The organism is Pseudomonas sp. UV AK001 (assembly GCF_046097675.1).
In the GTDB taxonomy this organism is placed as follows: domain Bacteria; phylum Pseudomonadota; class Gammaproteobacteria; order Pseudomonadales; family Pseudomonadaceae; genus Aquipseudomonas; species Aquipseudomonas kribbensis.
The window spans coordinates 12,154-33,029 of record NZ_JBJUVZ010000012.1; the positions used below are offsets into that span (position 1 = coordinate 12,154).

The 20,876-nt window shown below is 62.1% G+C and carries 23 protein-coding genes; 10 read left to right on the plus strand and 13 right to left on the minus strand.

Translation table 11 applies throughout. From position 1 onward, the window contains the following. Window positions 1-63 precede the first annotated feature (63 nt). The 4 genes from ACKLNA_RS26085 to ACKLNA_RS26100 are packed head-to-tail and all read right to left on the minus strand — an operon-like array spanning window position 64 to window position 3,629. Window positions 64-816 carry an N-formylglutamate amidohydrolase gene (locus ACKLNA_RS26085; RefSeq protein WP_408987544.1) on the minus strand — a complete coding sequence of 251 codons (753 nt, stop codon included), beginning with the start codon at window positions 814-816 and terminating at the stop codon, window positions 64-66. After that, complete coding sequence (locus ACKLNA_RS26090) at window positions 800-2,131, minus strand: glutamine synthetase (protein WP_408987545.1); 1,332 nt, start codon at window positions 2,129-2,131, stop codon at window positions 800-802. Before ACKLNA_RS26090 ends, ACKLNA_RS26085 begins: the two co-directional genes overlap by 17 nt. Continuing rightward, entirely contained in the window at window positions 2,128-2,772 is a 645-nt protein-coding gene (locus ACKLNA_RS26095) for an isochorismatase family cysteine hydrolase (protein WP_408987546.1), read from the minus strand. The genes ACKLNA_RS26090 and ACKLNA_RS26095 overlap by 4 nt, the downstream gene beginning before the upstream one ends. A gap of 2 nt (window positions 2,773-2,774) precedes the next feature. Continuing rightward, complete coding sequence (locus ACKLNA_RS26100; RefSeq protein ID WP_408987547.1) at window positions 2,775-3,629, minus strand: MurR/RpiR family transcriptional regulator; 855 nt, start codon at window positions 3,627-3,629, stop codon at window positions 2,775-2,777. 319 nt (window positions 3,630-3,948) lie between these two features. Here ACKLNA_RS26100 and ACKLNA_RS26105 point away from each other — a divergent pair, with 319 nt between their 5' ends. Continuing rightward, complete coding sequence (locus ACKLNA_RS26105; RefSeq protein WP_408987548.1) at window positions 3,949-4,521, plus strand: histidine phosphatase family protein; 573 nt, start codon at window positions 3,949-3,951, stop codon at window positions 4,519-4,521. After that, the gene (gene cobF, locus ACKLNA_RS26110) at window positions 4,518-5,273 is read left to right on the plus strand and encodes a precorrin-6A synthase (deacetylating) (RefSeq protein ID WP_408987549.1); all 756 of its coding nucleotides are present in this window, start codon (window positions 4,518-4,520) and stop codon (window positions 5,271-5,273) included. The genes ACKLNA_RS26105 and cobF overlap by 4 nt, the downstream gene beginning before the upstream one ends. On the opposite strand, the gene ftrA is transcribed toward cobF, so the two are convergent. Then, window positions 5,242-6,231: a transcriptional regulator FtrA gene (ftrA, locus tag ACKLNA_RS26115; protein ID WP_408987550.1), complete on the minus strand. Its 990-nt coding sequence runs from the start codon at window positions 6,229-6,231 to the stop codon at window positions 5,242-5,244. The two genes, cobF and ftrA, sit on opposite strands and share 32 nt — an antisense overlap. A gap of 102 nt (window positions 6,232-6,333) precedes the next feature. Between ftrA and ACKLNA_RS26120 the strand changes: the two genes are divergently transcribed. The 4 genes from ACKLNA_RS26120 (at window position 6,334) to ACKLNA_RS26135 (ending at window position 9,827) form a co-directional block, all read left to right on the plus strand. Next, the gene (locus tag ACKLNA_RS26120) at window positions 6,334-6,768 is read left to right on the plus strand and encodes a rhodanese-like domain-containing protein (protein ID WP_408987551.1); all 435 of its coding nucleotides are present in this window, start codon (window positions 6,334-6,336) and stop codon (window positions 6,766-6,768) included. Between the two features lie 255 nt (window positions 6,769-7,023). Then, window positions 7,024-7,803, plus strand: a complete 780-nt coding sequence (locus tag ACKLNA_RS26125; RefSeq protein WP_007956251.1) for an ABC transporter substrate-binding protein — start codon at window positions 7,024-7,026, stop codon at window positions 7,801-7,803. 127 nt (window positions 7,804-7,930) lie between these two features. After that, entirely contained in the window at window positions 7,931-9,043 is a 1,113-nt protein-coding gene (locus ACKLNA_RS26130) for a succinylglutamate desuccinylase/aspartoacylase family protein (protein ID WP_408987552.1), read from the plus strand. A gap of 67 nt (window positions 9,044-9,110) precedes the next feature. Continuing rightward, window positions 9,111-9,827, plus strand: coding sequence for an alpha/beta hydrolase (locus ACKLNA_RS26135; RefSeq protein ID WP_408987553.1), 717 nt, complete (start codon window positions 9,111-9,113; stop codon window positions 9,825-9,827). Window positions 9,828-9,830: 3 nt separating this feature from the next. Here ACKLNA_RS26135 and ACKLNA_RS26140 read toward each other — a convergent pair whose 3' ends face one another. Both ACKLNA_RS26140 and ACKLNA_RS26145 read right to left on the minus strand, forming a co-directional pair. Beyond that, window positions 9,831-10,397, minus strand: a complete 567-nt coding sequence (locus ACKLNA_RS26140) for a hypothetical protein (RefSeq protein ID WP_134827335.1) — start codon at window positions 10,395-10,397, stop codon at window positions 9,831-9,833. Between the two features lie 86 nt (window positions 10,398-10,483). Then, entirely contained in the window at window positions 10,484-11,257 is a 774-nt protein-coding gene (locus ACKLNA_RS26145) for a hypothetical protein (protein WP_408987554.1), read from the minus strand. Between the two features lie 147 nt (window positions 11,258-11,404). On the opposite strand from ACKLNA_RS26145, the gene ACKLNA_RS26150 reads away from it, so the two are divergent. Beyond that, window positions 11,405-11,944, plus strand: a complete 540-nt coding sequence (locus tag ACKLNA_RS26150; RefSeq protein WP_134827333.1) for a chalcone isomerase family protein — start codon at window positions 11,405-11,407, stop codon at window positions 11,942-11,944. A 76-nt stretch (window positions 11,945-12,020) separates the two neighbouring features. After that, the gene (locus tag ACKLNA_RS26155) at window positions 12,021-13,340 is read left to right on the plus strand and encodes an Nramp family divalent metal transporter (RefSeq protein WP_408987555.1); all 1,320 of its coding nucleotides are present in this window, start codon (window positions 12,021-12,023) and stop codon (window positions 13,338-13,340) included. On the opposite strand, the gene ACKLNA_RS26160 is transcribed toward ACKLNA_RS26155, so the two are convergent. Continuing rightward, window positions 13,337-14,230 carry a LysR family transcriptional regulator gene (locus ACKLNA_RS26160; RefSeq protein ID WP_408987637.1) on the minus strand — a complete coding sequence of 298 codons (894 nt, stop codon included), beginning with the start codon at window positions 14,228-14,230 and terminating at the stop codon, window positions 13,337-13,339. The genes ACKLNA_RS26155 and ACKLNA_RS26160 overlap by 4 nt on opposite strands. A 114-nt stretch (window positions 14,231-14,344) precedes the next feature. Here ACKLNA_RS26160 and ACKLNA_RS26165 point away from each other — a divergent pair, with 114 nt between their 5' ends. Next, the gene (locus ACKLNA_RS26165) at window positions 14,345-14,947 is read left to right on the plus strand and encodes an NADPH-dependent F420 reductase (RefSeq protein ID WP_408987556.1); all 603 of its coding nucleotides are present in this window, start codon (window positions 14,345-14,347) and stop codon (window positions 14,945-14,947) included. 106 nt (window positions 14,948-15,053) lie between these two features. On the opposite strand, the gene ACKLNA_RS26170 is transcribed toward ACKLNA_RS26165, so the two are convergent. The 3 genes from ACKLNA_RS26170 to ACKLNA_RS26180 are packed head-to-tail and all read right to left on the minus strand — an operon-like array spanning window position 15,054 to window position 17,635. Further along, window positions 15,054-16,235 (minus strand): acetyl-CoA C-acetyltransferase, encoded by a 1,182-nt coding sequence (locus ACKLNA_RS26170; RefSeq protein ID WP_007956270.1) that lies wholly within the window; start codon window positions 16,233-16,235, stop codon window positions 15,054-15,056. Window positions 16,236-16,246: 11 nt separating this feature from the next. Then, a complete protein-coding gene (locus ACKLNA_RS26175; protein ID WP_007956272.1) occupies window positions 16,247-16,912 on the minus strand; it encodes a CoA transferase subunit B in 666 nt (221 codons plus the stop codon). 24 nt (window positions 16,913-16,936) lie between these two features. Beyond that, window positions 16,937-17,635, minus strand: a complete 699-nt coding sequence (locus ACKLNA_RS26180; protein ID WP_408987557.1) for a CoA transferase subunit A — start codon at window positions 17,633-17,635, stop codon at window positions 16,937-16,939. 173 nt (window positions 17,636-17,808) lie between these two features. Between ACKLNA_RS26180 and ACKLNA_RS26185 the strand changes: the two genes are divergently transcribed. Beyond that, window positions 17,809-18,687, plus strand: coding sequence for a LysR family transcriptional regulator (locus tag ACKLNA_RS26185; RefSeq protein ID WP_085708697.1), 879 nt, complete (start codon window positions 17,809-17,811; stop codon window positions 18,685-18,687). On the opposite strand, the gene ACKLNA_RS26190 is transcribed toward ACKLNA_RS26185, so the two are convergent. Beyond that, window positions 18,671-19,519, minus strand: a complete 849-nt coding sequence (locus tag ACKLNA_RS26190) for an NAD-dependent protein deacetylase (RefSeq protein WP_408987558.1) — start codon at window positions 19,517-19,519, stop codon at window positions 18,671-18,673. The genes ACKLNA_RS26185 and ACKLNA_RS26190 overlap by 17 nt on opposite strands. 80 nt (window positions 19,520-19,599) lie before the next feature. Next, complete coding sequence (locus ACKLNA_RS26195; protein ID WP_408987559.1) at window positions 19,600-20,646, minus strand: class I SAM-dependent methyltransferase; 1,047 nt, start codon at window positions 20,644-20,646, stop codon at window positions 19,600-19,602. Window positions 20,647-20,876: the final 230 nt, after the last annotated feature.

The following is a 20,876-nucleotide window of genomic DNA, read 5'->3' on the forward strand; positions in this document are numbered from 1 at the left end:
TCGTTCGTTTTAGTTGTTATGTCGGTCCGTCGTTTACAGCGTCAGCAGCGGTTACAACAATCTTTACAGCAGGGGTGTCAGATAATTTGCCCAGCGGGTCACCGCTTCCGGGCTGCGCAGCAGGTCGTTGCGCACCTCGATCAATACCGATTCGAGGCCTCGGGCATCGCCGTGCACTGGCACGGTCATGTCGCCCAATGGATCAATCTTGTACGGCTGGTTGCCGGCGACTTTCAGCGGATGCTGACCAAGACCGTCGAGCAGGCGCTGGGCGTATGCCTTGGCCTGACCGAACAGCACGCCGACTTCCAGCTCACGCGGCTGGCCGTAAAAAACCGGGGTGAAACTGTGAATCCCCACCACCCGCACCGGCCGGCCTTCGGCCAGACGTTCGTCGATCAGTTGTTGCAGCCGGGTGTGAAACGGCTTGAACAGGCATTGGCGACGATATTCGCGGGTGGCTTCGTCGAGCTCGCGATTGCCCGGCACCTGATAGATCTCGCTTTGCGCCGGAATGCTGTCCGGGGCGTGGCGTGGCCGGTTGAGGTCGATCAACAGTCGCGAATAATTGGCGCTCAGCAGCGTGGCGCCGATTTTTTCCGAGAGTTGCTCGGCCAATTCCAGCGCACCGATGTCCCAGGCAATATGTTCACGTGCAGCCGTGTCATCCAGGCCCAGGTTGTTCAGAGCGTCGGGGATGTAACGGCTGGCGTGCTCGCACACCAGAATCAGCGGGTGCGTCGAATCTTCACGGGTCAGGTTGTAGACCGGTCGGGTGTACAACCCAAGCTCGGTGGATTCAGTACAGGCGTGCATAGTGCTCACACAGGTCAGCGGGCGAGAGCTGTTCCGTCAGCGCCAGTTCCTCGGTTTTAAGGGCGAAATACGTGTCGAGCAACGGTGCCGGCAGCGCTGCCATCAGCGCTTCGCTGCGACGCAGGCAATCCAGTGCCTGAGCCAAAGAGGCGGGGAGGGCAACGATGCCCCGCGCCTCGCGTTGTTCGTCGTTGAGTGCATCGGGGATTTCATCGGTGATTGCGTTCAGCGCCAGACGCTGTTCGATGCCCAGGCGTCCGGCGATCAGCAGCGCAGCCATCGCCAGGTGCGGCGAGGCAGTGGCGTCCATGGCGCGGAATTCCAGGTTGTATTGCTTCGCCACGGGTTTGTTGCCCAGGCTCACGGTCGGGCAGATGCGCAGCGCCGCTTCGCGGTTCTGCTGGCCGAGACAGGCGTAGGACGCGCTCCAGTGATGCGGTTGCAAACGCTCGTACGACACTGGAGTCGGTGCGGTGAACGCACACAGCGCCGGCAGGTAATGCAGCACGCCCGCCGCCCAGTGCTGGCCGAGGGTCGACAAGCCATTGCTGGTGCCGGCGTCGTACAACATCGGTTGGCCGGCCAGATCCAGCAGACTGACGTGCAGATGCACGCCGTTGCACACCGCGTCGGCGGCGGTCTTCGGCGCAAAGCTCAAGTCCAGGCCCATCTGCCGGGCGATTTCGCGGGTGATCTCGCGCACGTTTACGGCGCGATCTGCCGCCGCCACGCCGAGGGTCGGGCGGCAGGTGATTTCGTATTGATGCTTGCCGTATTCAGGCAGGAACATTTCCGGCTCGACGCCGCCGGCGCGCAACGCGCTGAGCAGCCAGCCACCGAATTCCGCGCCCTGGCGCTGGGACTCGAGGGAGAAGGCCAGGTGTTCGGCAAACCCGGCGTGCAGGTTGAATTCGTGTTCGAACGCGGCGTTGACCTGCAAGCCGAGCTGATCGCGATAACGCTCGATTTCATCGCTCAGCAGTGTGCGCGGGCAGGCGCCCCAGGGGCGGCCGTCGGTTTCGCGGATGTCGCCGTGGATGAAGTCCAGCGCCGGGGCGGCGGCGTCCGGGCCGTTGCCAACCGTGACGCGGCTGGCGAGGTCGGGAATCAGCCGCAGATCGCCATAGGCGCCCCACGGGTTGGTCGAGGCGATGATGTCCTGCGGCGTCAGCGCACTATTGGCTGGCACCCAGCCGCAGCCGGCGGCCTGATAGTGTTCCAGCTCATCGGTGGGAAACGAACGGCCCCGGGTGATGCCGATCAGGTCGGTAGTGACGATGGTGGTCATCGGCAACGGCGACAGGCGCTCGCTCATGGCTGCATCTCCCGCAGACGACCGAGGACGGTGTCGGTGTCGGTGATCCAGCAGTAGCCCTTGATCGCGTTCAGGCAGGCGTCGTGGCGCGCTTCGGTGTAGGTCGCGCAGGCGTCCGCCACCAGTGTCACCAGATAGCCACGGTCGGCGGCGTCGCGCACGGCCATGTCCACGCACTGGTCGGTGACGATACCGGCGATGATCAGATGACGGGTTTCAAGGTTGCGCAACACGTAGTCGATGTTGGTCGAGTTGAAGACCCCGGAGGAGGTCTTGGGCAGCACGATTTCGTTTTCAGTCGGGGTCAGTTCGGCGATGACCTGTGCCTGCGGGCTGCCCTTGGGCAGGTGCATGTCCGACAGTTTGTGATCCAGCGAGCGGTCGCGGCCGTCGGCGGTCAGGCTTTCGATCAGGGTGTGCAGCACGTTCTGCCGTGCGTTGCGGAAGGCTTCGAGCAGGCGGACTTGATTGGGCACCACTTGCGAGCGCGTGCGGTTGAGAAAGTACGCGGCGTCCGGGCCTTCGAGGTGCGGGTCGAACTGCGGCTCAAGCCAGGCACGCTGCATGTCCACCAGCAACAGCGCGGTGTGGTCGGTGACAAACGGCAGATCCCGCGGCGAGCGGTGGGGAAGGCTGAACATCCTTATTTATCCTCCAGCAAGTGGGTGTTGAAGTCGTTGCGCAGGGCATCGATGCCTTCCAGGCGATCGGCCAGGTCCGGGCTGCGCAGGGTCAGGCAAGCGATCAGCGCTTCGACCTGGGCCAGCGCCGGGACCATGGTGTCGAACGGTGAAGCCGACTCCACCGGGGCGCTGATGATCATGTCCGCCAGTTCGCGCAGCGGCGAGGCGTAGATGTCGGTGAACAACACGACGCGCGCATTGTTGTTCTTGGCGGCGGTGGCCACGCGCAGGGCCTGGGTCTGGTAGCGGCGATAGTCGAACACCAGCACCACGTCCTGGCGTTGCAGGTCGAACAGACGATCCGGCAGTTGCGCGTTGTCCTCCAGCGCAAAACAACCGGGGCGCAGCAGACGCAAATGATTGAGCAGGTAGGTGGCCATCAGGCTGCTGAAACGCCCGCCGAAGCAGTAGACCTGATGGCGCGTGTCCAGCAGCCATTGCGCGAGAATCCGCACGTCTTCGGGTTGGGTCAGGGCCTGGGTTTCCGCCAGCAGGTTGTGGCTGTGGGCCAGATAATGGCTCCAGGCATCGTCCTGGTTCAGGTTCGAGCGGGGTTGCAACAGCGTGCGTGGCGAGCGCAGGCGATGGTCCATGTCGCTGAGCAGGGCGTCCTGGAATTCGGCGTAACAGCCAAAACCGAGTTTTTTTACCAGACGCACGATGGTCGGATCGCTGACGCCGGCGTGCTCGGCCAGCCGCGCCATCGGGCCGAGGCCGTTGCGCGGGTACTGATCAAGCAAGGCCCGGACGACTTTGCGCTCTGACGGCGTAAGATCCAGGCCGGGATCAGTAATCAGGTCTCTGAGAGGGGGCATCCGGGCTCCTGCTGGATGGGTGTGTTGAATTCGTTTCACAATCCGTTAAAACAGTATTTATGTAACTGACGTTACATGTCTAGTGAATTTTCCGCAGCGTCCGTGAAGCCCCAAAATGGGGCGAGATGCCCGTGTAGCAAGGGCTACACGTCTGTCGATCGTTCGTGTAGTCCATTGCCCATTGTCGTGTCAGACATTGCCGCTTTGTTGAGGGTGGTCGATTGAATGGTGTTGCCCTGAACCCTCCGGTTTACGGCACAATTGCTGCCCTGTCGGCACTTCGCCGGGCGTTTTTTACCTTCTGACCGAGTGACTCATTGTGCAAGCCACCTGTTTGACCTTGATTTGCCACGCCAGAACCGTCTCACAGAAATTGGCGCGTTTTCCTACGGATGAACCTGTTGAAGAATGCGCCTTCGCGTCTGACACGCTGGCCACTCGCTTCGCGACTGCGCATCGTTTGATCTGCGGCCCGGAATGGCGCACACGTCAGACCGCCGAGTGGTTCGGTCACGATGCCCAGGTGGATGAAGCACTGCGCGATTGCGACTGGGGACGTTGGCACGGGCAATCGATCAAGGAGCTGCAGCGCGATGATCCCGAAGCGCTGCAAGCCTGGCTCGACGATCCTGGCGCCGCGCCCCACGGCGGGGAATCGGTGGTGCAACTCGGTGAACGGGTGGCCGGATGGCTGGCGACCCTGCAAACCACGCCGGGTCATGTGGTGGCCATCACGCATCCATTCATCATTCGGGCGGCGCTGATGCAGGTCATGCAGGGCCAGGCCTTCCACAGCATCGATGTCCAGCCGCTGGCGGTGGTCGAGTTGAGTTTCTTCGGACGCTGGCGGCTACGCTTGCCCGGAATCGATCTTGAAGGAGACCGTACATGAAGCAATTGCTGGTCATCGGCATTGGCGCCGGCAACCCCGACTACATCACGATGCAGGCGGTGAAGGCGCTGAATCAGGTGGACGTGTTTTTCCTGATGGACAAGGGCCAGAGCAAGGACAAGCTGATCGACCTGCGTCGCGAAATCTGCGAACGCTACATCACCGATCGTACCTACCGTTTCGCCGAAGCCCACAGCCCGGAGCGCGAGCGCGGCGATGTGGACTACAGCACCAGTGTCGATGATCTGAACCGCGCCAAGCAGCAAACCTTCGAACGCCTGATCAATGACGAATTGGCTGACGGGCAGTGCGGCGGTTTTCTGGTGTGGGGCGACCCGGCGTTGTACGACAGTACGATTCGCATCCTTCAGGCAATCCTGGCCTCAGGACGATGCGCATTCGAATTCGACGTGATCCCCGGCATCACCAGCGTTCAGGCCCTGGCGGCGCAGCACAAGGTACCGCTGAACACCATCGGCCACTCGATTGAAATCACCACCGGCCGACGCCTGGCGGCGGGGCAGGTGAGTGATACCGACAGCCTGGTGGTGATGCTCGACGCGGAAGATTCCTACCATCAAGTGGCGGATCAGGAGACAGAGATTTACTGGGGCGCCTACCTCGGCACGCCGGACGAAATCCTCATCAGCGGCCGGCTCAAGGACGTCGCGGATGAGATCGAACGGGTACGCAAGGCCGCGCGGGCCGAGCATGGCTGGATCATGGACACTTATCTGTTGCGCAAGCCTTGACCTCACGACCAAAGCGCTCGCGATACACCGACGGCGGCACCCCGACCACGCTGCGAAACGCCACACGGAAGCTTTCCACCGAGCGATAGCCACAGCGCAGGGCAATCTGTTCGGTGTTCTGCGGTGTGCTTTCCAGTAATTCCCGAGCCCTGGCCAGCCGTTCGTGTTGCAGCCAGGCCTTGGGTGACTGGCCGCTGGCTTCGGTGAATTTGCGCAGGAAGGTGCGTTCGCTCATCGCCGCCTCGCTGGCCAGGTCGCGCACTTCCAGCGGTTCGTGCAGGCGCTCGCGGGCCCACTGCATCACGCGCGACAAGTCGCTGCGCGGGGTCGGGCTGACCGGTGTCGGAATGAATTGCGCCTGACCGCCGGTGCGTTGCGGTGACATCACCAGCCGCCGCGCCACCGAGTTGGCGACCTGGGTGCCGAAGTCCCGCGCCACCAGATGCAGGCAGGCGTCGATCCCCGCCGCGCTGCCGGCCGAAGTGATCAACTGACCTGAATCGACGTAAAGCACATCCGGATCGACATCGATGGCCGGGAAGCGCTCGGCCAGCTCCGAGGTGTAGCGCCAGTGGGTGGTGGCGCCATGCCCGTCGAGCAGCCCGCTGGCTGCCAAAACAAACACGCCTGAGCAGATCGACAGCAACCGGGCGCCGCGCGAGTGCGCATCACGCAATGCCGTGAGCAATGCCTCCGGCACCGGCGCATTTCGGTCGCGCCAGCCGGGAATGATGATGGTGCGCGCCTGCGCCAGCAGCTCCAGACCGCCATCGGCCAGCACCTGAATCCCGCCCATGGCGCGCATCGGACCTTGATCGACGGCGGCGATGCAGTGCTCGTACCACGGGAATTCGAATTCCGGCCGGGCGAGGCCGAAGATTTCCACGGCGATGCCGAACTCGAAGGTACAGAGGCCGTCATAGGCCAGAATCGCGACCAATCCAGGTGAATCAGGCATTTGGCGGAAAATTCCCGGTGAGTGTCTTGTGCGCCACTGTAGCGGCAAGCGGCGGCTCGATAAAGTCTGTTCATCCCTTCACAGACGTAGGAGCAACACAACATGCCCAGCCTGGTTCGCGAAATTCCTGCCGCCCCTTCGGCGATTGCCCTGATGCACTTCAGCAACCGTCTGACCTTCGAAACCGATTGTTCCGACGTCTTCAACAGCCACGAGGCCGGCGAAGTCGATTTCGTACTGGTGGACGTGCGCGGGCCGCTGGCTTTCGAGCGCGGCCATGTGCCGGGGGCAATTAACATTCCCGGGCGTTTGCTGACGGCGGAAGGGCTGGTGGACTACTCGAAAAACACACTTTTCGTGGTGTATTGCGCGGGTCCCCACTGCAACGGCGCCAACAAGGCCGCCGTGAAGCTGGCAGCGCTGGGTTACCCGGTCAAGGAGATGATCGGCGGGGTGACCGGCTGGCTCGATGAGGGCTTCGAGTTGAGTGTCGCGGCACCGCAAGCCGCGACCCACCCGATTGCCTGCGATTGCTGATATTCAGTGAGTTGCCGCCCTCGGCGGCAACTTTTAATGGCTTTGTCCTACAACCCTTGCACCGCTCTGGCGCACACTTTTCCTACGTGATGGCACTCGCCGATTTTATGTAAGTATTTGTCGCTTAAACACAATTTGCCCCGTGCGCGCCGCCATAGACTGCCGGCCACTTCGGTTTCTTTGCGCTCCATAGCCCAAGGCCGAACCTGACAATCGAAAGCTGCCAATAAAAGCCTCCGCACACGGGAGTAATAAATGAAAAAGCTGGTTATGTTCGGTGCCCTGGCACTGTCGATGTTGTCCCTGACCGCCGTGGCCGAAGACGCCAAGCCGATCCGTATCGGTATCGAAGCCGGTTACCCGCCATTCTCGATGAAAACCCCTGACGGCAAACTGGCCGGTTTCGACGTGGACATCGGCGATGCGCTGTGTGAGCAGATGAAAGTCAAATGCACCTGGGTCGAGCAGGAATTCGACGGCCTGATCCCGGCGCTGAAAGTGAAAAAGATCGACGCGATCCTGTCCTCGATGACCATCACTGACGACCGCAAGAAAAACGTCGATTTCACCATCAAGTACTACCACACCCCGGCGCGCTTCGTGATGAAGGCAGGCTCCGGCGTGAAAGACCCGCTGGTCGAACTCAAAGGCAAGAAAGTCGGCGTGCTGCGCGCCAGTACCCACGACCGCTACGCCACCGAAGTGCTGGTTCCGGCCGGGATCGAACTGGTGCGTTACGGCTCGCAGCAGGAAGCCAACCTGGACATGGTGTCCGGTCGTATCGACGCGATGCTGGCCGACTCGGTCAACCTGAGCGACGGTTTCCTGAAAACCGACGCCGGCAAAGGCTTCGAATTCGTCGGCCCGACCTACGAAGACGCCAAATACTTCGGCGGCGGCGCTGGTATCGCAGTGCGTAAAGGCGATACCGAGCTGGCAGAGAAATTCAACACCGCCATCAACGAAATCCGCGCCAACGGCAAGTACAAGCAAGTGCAGGACAAGTACTTCGACTTTGACGTGTACGGCCATTAATACACCGTAGAAAAAAGTGGCCCCGTTGACGCGGTGGCCACTTTTTTTTCGCCTGTGATTTATCCTGTCAGCACATTTTCAATGCAGTCGCTGTCTGGCAGCGACTACAGAATTTCCGGAGTTCCCCATGCAACGCATCGATCATGTTCTGCCCTGGAGCCACCTGGGCAGCGAACGCTCCCTCAGCTTCTTCCGTTACGGCGCCGGCCCGCGCAAGGTCTACATCCAGGCCAGCCTGCACGCCGATGAGCTGCCGGGCATGCGCACCGCGTGGGAACTGAAAAAACGCCTGAGCGAGCTGGAAAGCAACGGCCAGTTGCAAGGCGTGATCGAACTGGTGCCGGTGGCCAACCCGATCGGTCTCGATCAACATCTGCAAGGCAGTCACATGGGCCGTTTCGAACTGGCGAGCGGCAAGAACTTCAACCGATCCTTCGTCGAACTCAGCGCCCCGGTGGCCGCGCGTATCGGCAATCAGTTGGGCAGCGATGCCGAGGCCAACATCCGCCTGATCCGTCAGACCATGGGCCAGGTACTCGACGAACTGGCGGCCCCGGCCTCGCAACTGGAAGCGCTGCATCGCCTGTTGCTGCGCCACGCCTGCGATGCCGATGTCACACTGGATCTGCATTGCGATTTCGACGCCGCGATTCACATCTATGCGCTGCCGCAACACTGGCCGCAGTGGCAATCCCTGGCCGCGCGCCTGAAGGCTGGCGTGGCGCTGTTGTGTGAAGACTCCGGCGGCAGTTCGTTCGACGAGTCCTGCTCCACGCCGTGGTTGCGCCTGGCGCGGATGTTCCCGGAGGCAGCGATTCCACCGGCCAACCTCGCCACCACCTTGGAGCTGGGCAGCATGGGCGACACCCGGGTCGATCAGGCCCAGGCCAATTGCGAAGCGATTCTGGGTTTCCTTGCCGAACAGGGCTTCATCAGCGGCGAATGGCCGAAGGCGCCGGACGAGTGCTGTGAAGGCATGCCGTTCGAAGGCACCGAGTACCTGTTCGCCCCACACCACGGCGTGGTGAGCTTCCTGCGCAATGCCGGTGAATGGGTGGAGCGCGGTGATGCGCTGTTCGAAGTGGTCGATCCATTGAAGGACCGCGTGACCACCGTACGCGCCGGCACCAGCGGCGTGTTGTTTGCCATCGACCGTGGACGCTACACCCAGCCGGGCATCTGGCAGGCGAAAGTGGCGGGGCGCGAGCCGATTCGTGCGGGCAAGTTGATCAACGACTGATGACCCCAACTTCCGGATCACAGTGTTAGGCTCTGCCCCGAACCCTGCACTGTGTGAAGGAAGGATTATGTTGAAGGTGTTTGCTCTGTTGACCCTCCTGGCGTCCAGCGCCGTCCATGCTCAAACCTCGCTGCAAACCGATCTGCCGCTCAACTACCTGGCCCAGGTTCACCCGGACGCCGATCAGCGTCCGTTGGTGGTGTTCCTGCATGGCTACGGCAGTAACGAAGCGGATCTGATCGGCATGAAATTTCAGTTGCCCAAGCAGTACAACTACCTGTCGGTGCAGGCGCCGATGGCGTTGGGGGAAGGGCGTTTCCAGTGGTTTCGCAAGAAGGGTGACGGTGCCTACAACGGCGAGACCGATGATCTGAAGGATGCCAGCCAGAAGCTGCGGGCCTTTATCGCTGCGGCGGCGCAGAAATATCATGCGCAACCGGACAAGGTGTACCTGATCGGTTTCAGCCAGGGCGCGATGATGACCTACGAGGTTGGCTTGCGGCAGCCGGCGGCGGTCGGTGGCATCGCCGCGTTGAGCGGGCGGGTGTTGCCGGTGCTCAAGGGTGAGCTGAAGTCAGCGCAACAGCATCCGCCGCTGGAGATCTTCATCGGCCATGGCACAGCGGATGACCGCGTGCCTTACAGTGGCGCCACGGCCGCCAAAGAACTGCTGGAGAAGCTGGATTACAAACCGCAATTTCATGCCTATCCCGGCGTCGGCCACAGCATCAGTGCGGCCGAGCTTCGGGATTTGAACGACTGGTTGCAGCGACTCAATCCCTGAGCATCACTTTTCCTTGAGGATGGTTTTCACCAGGGCGTCGTGACCGCTCTTGTCGCTGGCCCGGGAAATCACCTGGACCAGCGCCATGTGCGTGCCGGAGCCTGCGATCAGCGTGGTATTGAGGGTCTGGCCGCCACCCTGGGTCGCGGTGCTGTCCACTTGACGCAGGCCGAGGCCGTTGCCTTTCTGGGTCAGGCTTTTCTCGCTGAGCTTGTTGAAGTCCGGCAGTGCCTTGCGCTGGGCGTCGATGAAATCGGACACGGTGCCGTCGAGGAACGCACTGTCGTTATCCTTGACGTTGTTGCCTTCGGGAATCTGGTTTTCGGCGGTGATGACCACCGTCTTGGTGGCGTCGTTGGTGAACATCGTGCCCTTGGCACCGGTCGGGCCGGCCGGCAGCGGGTCGCCGACAAAGCCTTTGGGCAGGACAAAGCTGAACTTGCCGTCGAGCATCGAGACTTTCTCGGTGACAGCCTTCTCTTTGGCCTTGGCTGCCTGAGCATCGAGGGCGCCGAAACCGGCTACCGCCGCCAGCAACAGGACGACGGCTTTCTTGCTAAGCAATGACATTCGAATCTCCGAGGGATGGTCGCGCTTGGGCGGCGATCATCCCACGGAGCATACCCGGCACTCCAGAGCGGTTTGTCCGGGCGGGTTCAGTTCGTCGACGGCGCAGGCGCCGGTTTGGCCAGCAACTGCCGGGTGACCCCAAGCATTGCCACCGAAACGGCCACCGCCACCACGAAACCGCCGAAACCGAGACTTGGAACAGTCAGCGCCAGCACCAGACAAAACGCCGAAAACGAATACATCCCCGTCGCCGTCGCCCGCAACAACGCGGCGGTAAACGCCGGGCCACGGGTCTGCTGGGAAAACACCGCCATCACGCTGCCCAACACCGGGAACACCGCGAGCAGACCGCTCCAGCGTTCGCCGACGGTGCTGGCCAGCATCGTCACCACCAGCGTCAACGCGGCCCCGGCGATCATCCGCCAGACCAGTTTGTCCGACTTCGGCGCCGAGCCACCGACCACCGGTCGCACCTTGGGAAACAGATACGGCGCGGCAAGAAGGGCAGTTGCAGCGGCGGCAATCGAGAAAGGCAAAGAGGCCGGAATCAGCGACAGGATCAGCGCCAGCACGGCCCAGACCGATAAGGAAACCACCAACGCCAGCGGCCAGTTCGCCCGCTGCGCCACCTGCGCATAAATGACGCAAAACGCGATCATCGCAAACATGGCCGACAGCGCCGCGACCGCCGATTGCGCGGCAAACGCCGGGCCTTGTTCGATAGCCAGGAAAAACAGAATCGGCCCGACCACCACCGGCAACCCCGACAGCCATCCGGCGACGCTGGGACCCCAACGCTTGCCGGCCAGAGAAATCAGCAGCAGGAAACCGGGAATCAGCAGCAGTTTGAGGATCAGCACGCAAGTGTCTCCATCGGGTCAATGAGGGCCACGTTAGCATTGTCGTGAATGGATTGCTGCAAATGCATGCAATAAATGTATACAAAGTGCCAGGCGTGATCGCCGACTATGCTCTGACTATCAGGGTTTACCGGAGTCGATGCCGCGATGAGCAGAACACCGAAGGTGTTACGTGGATGCTGCGGAATCGGCTTGTGGGCGCTGTTGCTGACGCCGACCTGGGCCAGTTGGCAGGACGCGGTGCCCGGCGCGCAGATCATTGGCACCGGGGATTTCAGTGTGTTCGGTTTCGACGTCTACAACGCTCGGCTGTGGAGTGCCGCGCGTCCGCTGGCCGACGGTCAGCCCTTCGCTCTGGAATTGATCTACCGGCGCAATGTGTCCCGTGAAGATCTGGTCAAGGCCAGCGTCGATGAGATCAAACGCCTGGCGGGTTCCTCCATCAGCCCGGCGCAACTGGCCGTGTGGCAAGCGCAGATGCAGCAATCGTTCGTCGATGTGCAGGCCGGCACGCGGATTACCGGGGTGTATCTGCCGGGGCAGGGGGCGCGGTTCTTTGTCGGCCAACAGTTGCAGCACGAGATCGACGACCCGCTGTTCGCCCGGGCATTTTTCAACATTTGGCTGGATCCACGCACGCGCAATCCCGAACTGCGTCAGCAATTGCTGGGCACTGCCAAACCCTGAGCGCAGTACGTCTGCTCTTGGGCGCGTCGACTGAAACGTCTAAGCTGCGTCTTTCGACTTGTTTCTGGATGTGTGCGTGAAATTCAGCTTGCCCAAAATCGCCACCGCGCCGTTCTGCCCGCCGGAAGTGGCCGGCAGCGTCCCGGTTGATCCGAATGCCTCGTTCTTCAAACGCGTGCTGCGTTTTGCCGGCCCGGGTTTGCTGGTGTCGATCGGCTACATGGACCCGGGCAACTGGGCCACCGCCATCGAGGCCGGTTCGCGCTTCGGTTACAGTCTGTTGTTCGTGGTGTTGCTGGCGAGTCTGGCGGGCATGGTCGTGCAATGCCTGTGTTCGCGACTGGGCATTGCTACCGGGCGTGATCTGGCGCAGCTGTCCCGTGAACGCTACAGCACCCCGATGGCACGGCTGCAATGGGTGCTGGCGGAAATCTCGATCATCGCCACCGACCTTGCGGAGGTGCTTGGCTGCGCACTGGCGTTTCACTTGTTGCTGGGTTGTTCGCTGACATTCGGCATCGCCCTCACGGCGTTCGATACATTGCTGGTGCTGGCTCTGCAAAACCGTGGTTTCCGCAGGCTGGAAGCGATCATGCTGGTACTGGTGGGCACTATCGGCGTGTGCTTTTTCGTTGAACTGCTGCTGATCAAACCGTACTGGCCGGACGTCGCCCAAGGCTTCAAACCGTCACTGTCGGCCATCAGCGATGCGGCGCCGCTGTACCTGGCCATCGGCATCCTCGGCGCCACGGTGATGCCACACAACTTGTACCTGCACACCTCGATCGTACAAACGCGGCTGATCGGCCAGGACCTGGCGAGCAAACAGGACGCGGTGAACCTGGCGCGCATCGACACCATCGGCTCGCTGGCGCTGGCGTTGCTGGTCAATGCGGCGATCCTGATTCTCGCGGCAGCAGCCTTTCATCAAACCGGGCATTCCGATGTGGTGGACATTCAGGACGCCTACCACTTGCTCGATCCGCTGGTGGGTGGCGCGCTGGCCAGTGTGCTGTTCGGCGTGGCGCTGCTGGCGTCGGGGCAGAGTTCGACCTTCACCGGCACCATCGCCGGGCAGGTGATCATGGAAGGCTACCTGAACCTGCGGATTCCCTGCTGGCAGCGGCGCCTGATCACCCGTGGGCTGGCGCTGATTCCGGCGTTCATCGGCGTGTGGCTGATGGGCGACGGCGCGGTGGGCAAGTTGCTTGTGCTGAGCCAGGTGGTGTTGAGCCTGCAATTGCCGTTTGCCCTGTATCCACTGATTCGCATGACCAACGACAAACAGCTGATGGGACCGTTTGTGAACCGGTTGCCGACCCGGATTCTGGCTTGGGGACTGTTTGTGGTGATCAGCGGCGCCAATGCCTGGCTGATTCTGCAGCTGGCCGCCTAACGGCCGAAGGCATCCACCACAAAATCAATGAACACCCGGGTCTTGGCCGGCATCAAGGTGCGGCTCGGGTAGTACAGCGATATCGCCCCGGCATCGCAATGCCAGTCGGGCAACAGTCGCACCAGTTCACCGCGCTCGATCTGCACGCTGACATCGGGCAACACCAGCATCGTCACGCCGAGCCCCAGCAGCGCAGCCTTGCGCATGGCCATCGGATCATTCAGCACAATATTCGGATTCAGCAGGGCGCTGGCTTGTTCGCCAGAATCGTTATGCATCTGCCATTGGCGGATGCGCCCTGTGCGCAGGCCGCGCATGACGATGCCCTGGTGGTCGGCGAGGTCTGTCGGATGCCGGGGCAGGGCGCGTCCGGCCAGATAGGCCGGTGAGGCCACTGCCAATATTTCAGCGGATGCCAGTCGCCGGGAAACCACGCCGGGCGTCAGCTCGAATCCGCCGCCAATCGCCACGTCGTAACCCTCGGCGATGAGATCCACCTGACGATTTTCGAAATGCCATTCCGGACGAATCAACGGATAGCGCGCCAGAAAGGCCGGCAGCAGCGGCAGCATGTGATCGATGCCGAACGTCGGCGGCAGGCTGATCTTGAGCACCCCCGCCGGCTCACCGCGCTCGGTTGCCACCGTCGCAATCGCGGCCTGCAAGGCATCGAGGTTGCCGCCGATACTCGCCAGAAAACCTTCACCGGCCTCGGTCAGCGACAGCTTGCGGGTCGAGCGCTGAAACAGCCGCACGCCAAGGTTGCGTTCAAGAATCGCCACGTTGCGGCTGACCGCCGCCGGGGTCAGCGCCAGCAACCGGGCGGCGGCGGAGAAGCTGCCGGTCTCGGCGCTGCGGACGAAGGATTCGAGATTGGCGAGGGTTTCCATGGTTTCGACCTGATAGCGATGCTTGAAGATCATTCAAGGCATTACCGGATAATCAAGTGGGAATGGCAAGCGCAAGATTCGTTTCGAGTCTCACCCCACTTTCTGGAGAACACCATGAGCACTATCGGAATCATCGGCGCTGGCGCCATCGGTTCAGCGTTTGCCAAAGCCTTGTCGCGTCAGGGCATCCCGTTGGTCATCGCCAACAGTCGCGGGCCGGAGACCTTGGTCGATCTGGTCGCAGAACTCGGCCCGACCGCCCGCGCCGTCACCCGTGAAGAAGCTGCTGCCCAGGACATCGTGCTGGTCGCAGTGAACTGGTCGAAACTGCCGACGGCGCTGGCCGGGCTGCCGGACTTCGGCGGGCGGATCGTCATCGACGCCAACAACTCGATTGAAGCGCCATCGTTCAAACCGGTGGATCTGCAGGGGCGGCCGTCCAGCGAAGTGTTCGCTGAATGGGTACCGGGTGCGCGGGTGGTCAAGGCGTTCAACCATTTGCTGGCGCGTTTGCTGGAAGCGGACCCTGCGTCGGAGGGCGGCAAGCGTGTGCTGTTCCTGTCCGGAGGTGATGCGCAGGCCAAGGCTGAAGTGGGCGCGCTGATCGATCAGCTCGGCTTCTTCGGGATCGACCTGGGCGAGTTGAGTGTGGGGGCGCGACTGGTGCAGTTCCCGGGCGGGCCGTTGCCGGTGCTGAATCTGGTGAAGTTCGACTGACGCTCAGGCAAAAAAATACCCGGTGCGACGTGAGTCGTACCGGGCTTGTTGCCAACGGGTGGCGGATGTCGTGGATCCGCCGCCCGCTGTTGAACCTCTTTCGCGTTTAAGCGCGTTCCAGCGCCAGGGCCACGCCTTGACCGCCGCCGATGCACAGGGTCGCGAGACCCTTTTTCGCATCACGCTTGATCATTTCGTGCAGCAGGGTCACCAGCACGCGGCAACCCGATGCACCGATCGGGTGACCGAGGGCGATGGCGCCGCCGTTGACGTTGACCTTGTCCAGATCCCATTGCAGATCCTTGGCCACCGCCAGCGATTGCGCGGCGAAGGCTTCGTTGGCTTCGATCAGATCCAACTGGCCGATGCTCCAGCCAGCCTTGTCCAGGCAGCGGCGAGTGGCGGAAACCGGGCCGATGCCCATGATCGCCGGGTCGACGCCCGCGTTGGCGTAGGCGGCGATTTTCGCCAGCACTGGCAGGCCCAGGGCTTTGGCTTTTTCAGCGCTCATCAGGATCACTGCGGCGGCGCCGTCGTTCAGCGAAGAAGCGTTGCCGGCGGTAACGCTGCCGTCCTTCTTGAAGGCTGGGCGCAGTTTGGCCAGGGATTCAGCAGTGGTGTCGCCGCGTGGCTGCTCGTCGACCTTGAACGCCACTGGATCGCCTTTGCGCTGCGGAATCAGGATCGGGGTGATTTCATCGACAAAACGGCCGGCCTCGATGGCCGCGGCGGCTTTCTGTTGCGAAGCAGCGGCGAAGGCGTCTTGCTGCTCGCGGCTGATCTCGTATTTTTCGACCAGGTTTTCGGCGGTGATGCCCATGTGGTAGTCGTTGAACGCATCCCACAGGCCATCGCTGATCATGGTGTCGACGATTTGTGCGTGACCCATACGCAGACCGGTGCGCGCGCCGGGCATGACGTAGTTGGCCAGGCTCATGTTTTCCTGGCCGCCGGCGATGATCACGTCCGCGTCGCCGCAACGGATCGCCTGGGCGCCGAGGTGCAGGGCCTTGAGACCCGAACCGCAGACCTTGTTCAGGGTCATGGCCGGTACGGCGTGGGGCAGGCCGGCCTTGATCGCCGACTGGCGCGCCGGGTTCTGGCCGGCGCCGGCGGTCAGCACCTGACCCATGATCACTTCATCGACCTGGGCACCGTCCAGGCCGGTCTGCTCAAGCAACTGGCGGATGACCGCTGCGCCCAGATCCACGGCGGAGACGGTGGCCAGCGATCCCTGGAAACTGCCGATCGCGGTACGCGTGGCGGCAACAATGACGACGTCTTGCATTTTCGAATTCCTCACTCGGCAGCGAACTGCATTTCCGGTACGTGATCCGGGACGATCAGTTTACCAGCGGTTTTGGCAACGATTTCCTCGACGCTGACGCCAGGTGCGCGTTCCTTGAGGACAAAAGCGCCATTTTCGATTTCCAGGTACGCCAGGTCAGTCAGCACACGCTTGATGCAACCGGCGCCGGTCAGCGGCAGGCTGCACTGGCTCAGCAGTTTGGACTCACCGTCCTTGGACGCGTGGGTCATGATGACGATGATGTTGTCGGCGCCAGCCACCAGGTCCATCGCGCCGCCCATGCCCTTGACCAGTTTGCCGGGGATCATCCACGAGGCGATGTTGCCCTGTACGTCCACTTCGAAGGCGCCCAGCACGGTCAGGTCGACATGACCGCCACGGATCATCGCGAAGGATTCGGCCGAGGAAAAAATCGAAGCGCCGATACGCGCAGTCACGGTCTGTTTGCCGGCGTTGATCATGTCGGCGTCGATGGTGTCTTCCGTCGGGAAAGGGCCCATGCCGAGCAGGCCGTTTTCCGATTGCAGCATGACTTCCATGCCTTCGGGGATGTAGTTGGCGACCAGGGTCGGGATGCCGATGCCGAGGTTCACGTAGTAGCCGTCCTGCATTTCGCGGGCGACGCGTTGAGCCATTTGTTCGCGGGTAAGTGCCATGTTCTTGTTCTCCGTCAGCCTGGATTATTTGCGGATGGTGCGTTGTTCGATGCGTTTTTCGAACGTGCCGCAAATGACCCGGTCGACGTAGATGCCGGGCGTGTGGATGTGTGCCGGATCCAGCTCGCCGGGTTCGACGATTTCTTCGACTTCGACCACGGTGATCTTGCCGGCGGTGGCGGCCAGCGGGTTGAAGTTCTGGGCGGTGTGGCGGTAGATGACGTTGCCGAAGTGGTCGGCTTTCCAGCCTTTGACGATGGCGAAGTCGCCAGTGATGGATTCTTCCATCAGGTACTTGCGACCGTGGAATTCACGCACTTCCTTGCCTTCGGCAACCGGAGTGCCGACGCCTGTAGCGGTGAAGAACGCCGGGATGCCGGCGCCGCCTGCGCGCATTTTTTCTGCGAGAGTGCCTTGCGGGGTAAGGACGACTTCGATGTCGCCCTTGAGCAGTTGCTCTTCGAACAATTTGTTTTCGCCGACGTAGGAGGCGACCACCTTGCGGATCTGGCGGTCGGTCAGCAGCACGCCGAGGCCGAAACCATCGACGCCGCAGTTGTTGGAGACGACGGTGAGGTCGCGGGTGCCCTTGCGCTTGATCTCGGCGATCAGGTTTTCCGGAATGCCGCACAGGCCGAAGCCGCCGGCGATCACGGTCATGCCGTTTTCAAGGCCCGCCATGGCTTCCTCGTAGGAATACACGCGCTTGTCGAAACCTGCCATATGCACCTCTTTTATTGTTTGTCGGGCGGCTGGCTAGCCGAATGCCTGGAGTGTCTCGCTGAAGGATATATTTGTTAAGTTGATTTTTAAGGTTGATTGATTGATAAAGCTCATTAAATGTCCGCCGTGGTCGGCGGACGGATGTTCAGCTTAGTTCGTCGAGTAACACAACCATGACCATCAAGCAGATACGCGCTTTTCTCGCCGTGGCCCAAAGCCTGAGTTTCGCCGTGGCCTGCGAGCGCCTGCACCTGTCGCAATCGGCGTTGAGCCTGACCATCAAGGCGCTGGAAGAGGGGTTGGGCGGGCGCCTGTTCAGTCGCAATACGCGCAACGTTGCGCTGACCCCGGAAGGGGAGTCGCTGCTGCCGCTGGCCCGGCGCCTGATCGCCGACTGGGACAACGCCGAAGACGAAATGCGCCAGCGCTTCAGTCTGCAACGGGGGCGGGTGACGCTGGCGGCGATGCCGTCGTTTGCCGGCAACCTGCTGCCGCCGATCCTCAAGACCTTCCGTGCGCGCTATCCGAACGTCAACGTCACGGTCAACGACGTGATCAACGAGCAAGTGCTGGAAATGGTCCGCGATCGTCAGGTCGAACTCGGCGTGGCGTTCGAGCCGTTGCAGAACACTTCGCTGACCTTCACACCTCTTTATAAGGATCGCTTCGTCGCGGTGGTGCCACAGGATTCGCCGCTGGCCCGGCGCACCGACATCGACTGGCAGACCTTGCTGCAGGAACCGTTCATCACCCTGCAACGCCCGTCCACGGTGCGGGTGATGCTGGAAGAACACCTGCAGGCCCGGGGCATGAAACTGCCGGTGGAATTCGAAAGCCATCAACTGGCGACGGTCGGGCGGATGGTTGCCAGTGGCCTGGGCGTCAGCGCGGTGCCGGCGTTGTGTGCCGAGCAGATGCGGGAGTTGGGAGCGCGGTGTCTGACGTTGCATGAGCCGGTGGTGGAGCGGGCGATTGGCGTGTTGACTGACTCCGGGAATGAATTGTCGGCGGCGGCGCAGGCGTTGTTCGACATCCTCAAGGCTGAGCATTGAGGCGTTGTGTCAGTAGCGGCAACAGCTGTTCGCAAGACGCCTCGATCTTCAAATCCAGCAGCTCATCCGCCCGGGTCTTCCCCAGATTGATCGCAATCAGCGGCTTGCCCCGATCCGCAATCACCCGGCACAGGCGGAACGCCGAATACGCCATCAACGACGAACCGACCACCAACATCCCGGCGGCATTCTCCGCTGCCGCCATGGCCCGTGCCGCCGTCGGTTGCGCCACGTTTTCGCCAAAAAACACCACGTCCGGCTTCATCCGTTCGCCTTCGCAATGCGGACAATGCGGCACCTGAAATCGTGCTTCAAAAGCCGGGTCGAGCAGGGTGTCGCCGTCCGGCGCCTGCACCGCATCGACACCTGCCAGATACGGATTCTGCGTCTCCATCAATTGCTGAATCGAATCCCGCTCGCTGCGCTGGCCGCAATCCAGGCACAGCACCCGATGCAGGCTGCCATGCAGTTCGATGACATCGTGACTGCCGGCCTGATCGTGCAAGGTATCGACATTCTGGGTGATCAATCCGCTGATCCGGCTGTGGCTTTGCAGGCTGGCCAGTGCCTCATGGGCCGCGTTCGGCCGGGCCTGACGCACGCGAGGCCAGCCGAGCATGGCCCGGGCCCAGTAGCGGCGGCGTGACTCGGGCGCGGACAGGAACTCCTGATACATCATTGGCTGCCGACCCCGGCGCACACCGTTGGTGTCGCGGTAGTCGGGGATGCCGGACGGCGTGCTGATGCCGGCGCCGGTCAGCACCACGAAATCGCCGTCGGCCATGGCCTGTTGCAGATAATCGAGATGTTCGTGGAGGGGGCGGTCGAGCATGGTCAGCGCTCCGCAGGCTGTGAGTGCCTTGCAGGTTAGCACTGCCGGGCGCCTCTGATGGAGGCGTCCGGTATCGACCTTTACTTGCGTGCTTCCAGAATCAGGTTGAATGGCGTCTGCGTCGCCCGCCGGAACCGCTTGAACCCGGCTTCGCTGAACACTTTGCGCAAGCGCATCTCGCCGGCTTGCGCACCGAGCCCCAGGCCCACTTCCTGGGACAGCGAGTTCGGCGTGCAAATGAACGTCGACGCGGCATAGAACAGCCGCCCGACCGGGTTGATGTTGTCGTCCAGCGTGTCGTTGGCAAAGGGTTCGACCAACAGCACCGTGCCGTCGTCCTTCAGGCAATCGTAGGCATGCCGGGCCGCACCGACCGGATCGCCCATGTCGTGCAGGCAGTCGAAGTAGCAGATCAGGTCGTAATCATCGCCGGGAAAGCTTTTCGCCGTGCCCTGGAAAAACCGCGCCCGGCTGCTCACTCCGCCTTCTTCGGCCCGCTGGGTGGCGACACTCACCGAGGGCGCGTGATAGTCGAATCCGACGAAACGCGAGTTGGGGTAGGCCTGGGCCATGATCACCGTGGAGGCGCCATGACCGCAGCCGACATCGGCGACCTTGGCGCCGTCTTCGAGTTTGGCCACCACGCCGTCCAGCGCCGGCAGCCATTCGGCGATCAGATGCCCTTTGTAGCCGGGGCGGAAGAACCGCTCGGTGCCGGTGAACATGCACGGATGGTGGTCGCCCCAGGGCAGGGCGCCGTTGCCGCGCATGGCTTTGACCAGTTTGTCCTTGTCGTGGAAAAACGACGCCACCACGCCGAGACCGCCGGCCACGTAGACTGGCGAATCTTCCTTGGCCAGGGCCATGGCCTGTTCTTCCGGCAGGCGGAATTTGCCGTCCAGGTGTTCCATGTAGCCGGACGCTGCATGGGCGCTGAGCCATTCGCGGACCAGTCGGGTGTTGCAGGCGGTTTTTTCGGCGAGGGTTTCCGGGGAGATCGGCTGGCTGTCGGCCATGGCCTTATACAAGCCAAGTTCTTCGCCGACGATGACATTGGCCAGCATCGCCGCGCCGCCCATGTCGTTGACCAGTTTGCCCATGAACTCGTTGAGTCTGGCCTCGTCCATGTCATGTGCTCCTGTCAAGGATCACAGTCCGGTGGTGATGGGGGTCGAGGCATTCACCACCGGGCGGTGGTCGTGGAAACGGGCAGGGCGTCGATAGCGTCCTGCGTCCCCCTCGACTGGGTAATGTTTGAGTCTAGTCGCTGTTGGGCGACTCTATGTATTTGCGTGTATCAGGAGGGCCTGGGGATACACAGCACCGCAAATGCCGGGGCGGATGAACACAGCCGTGA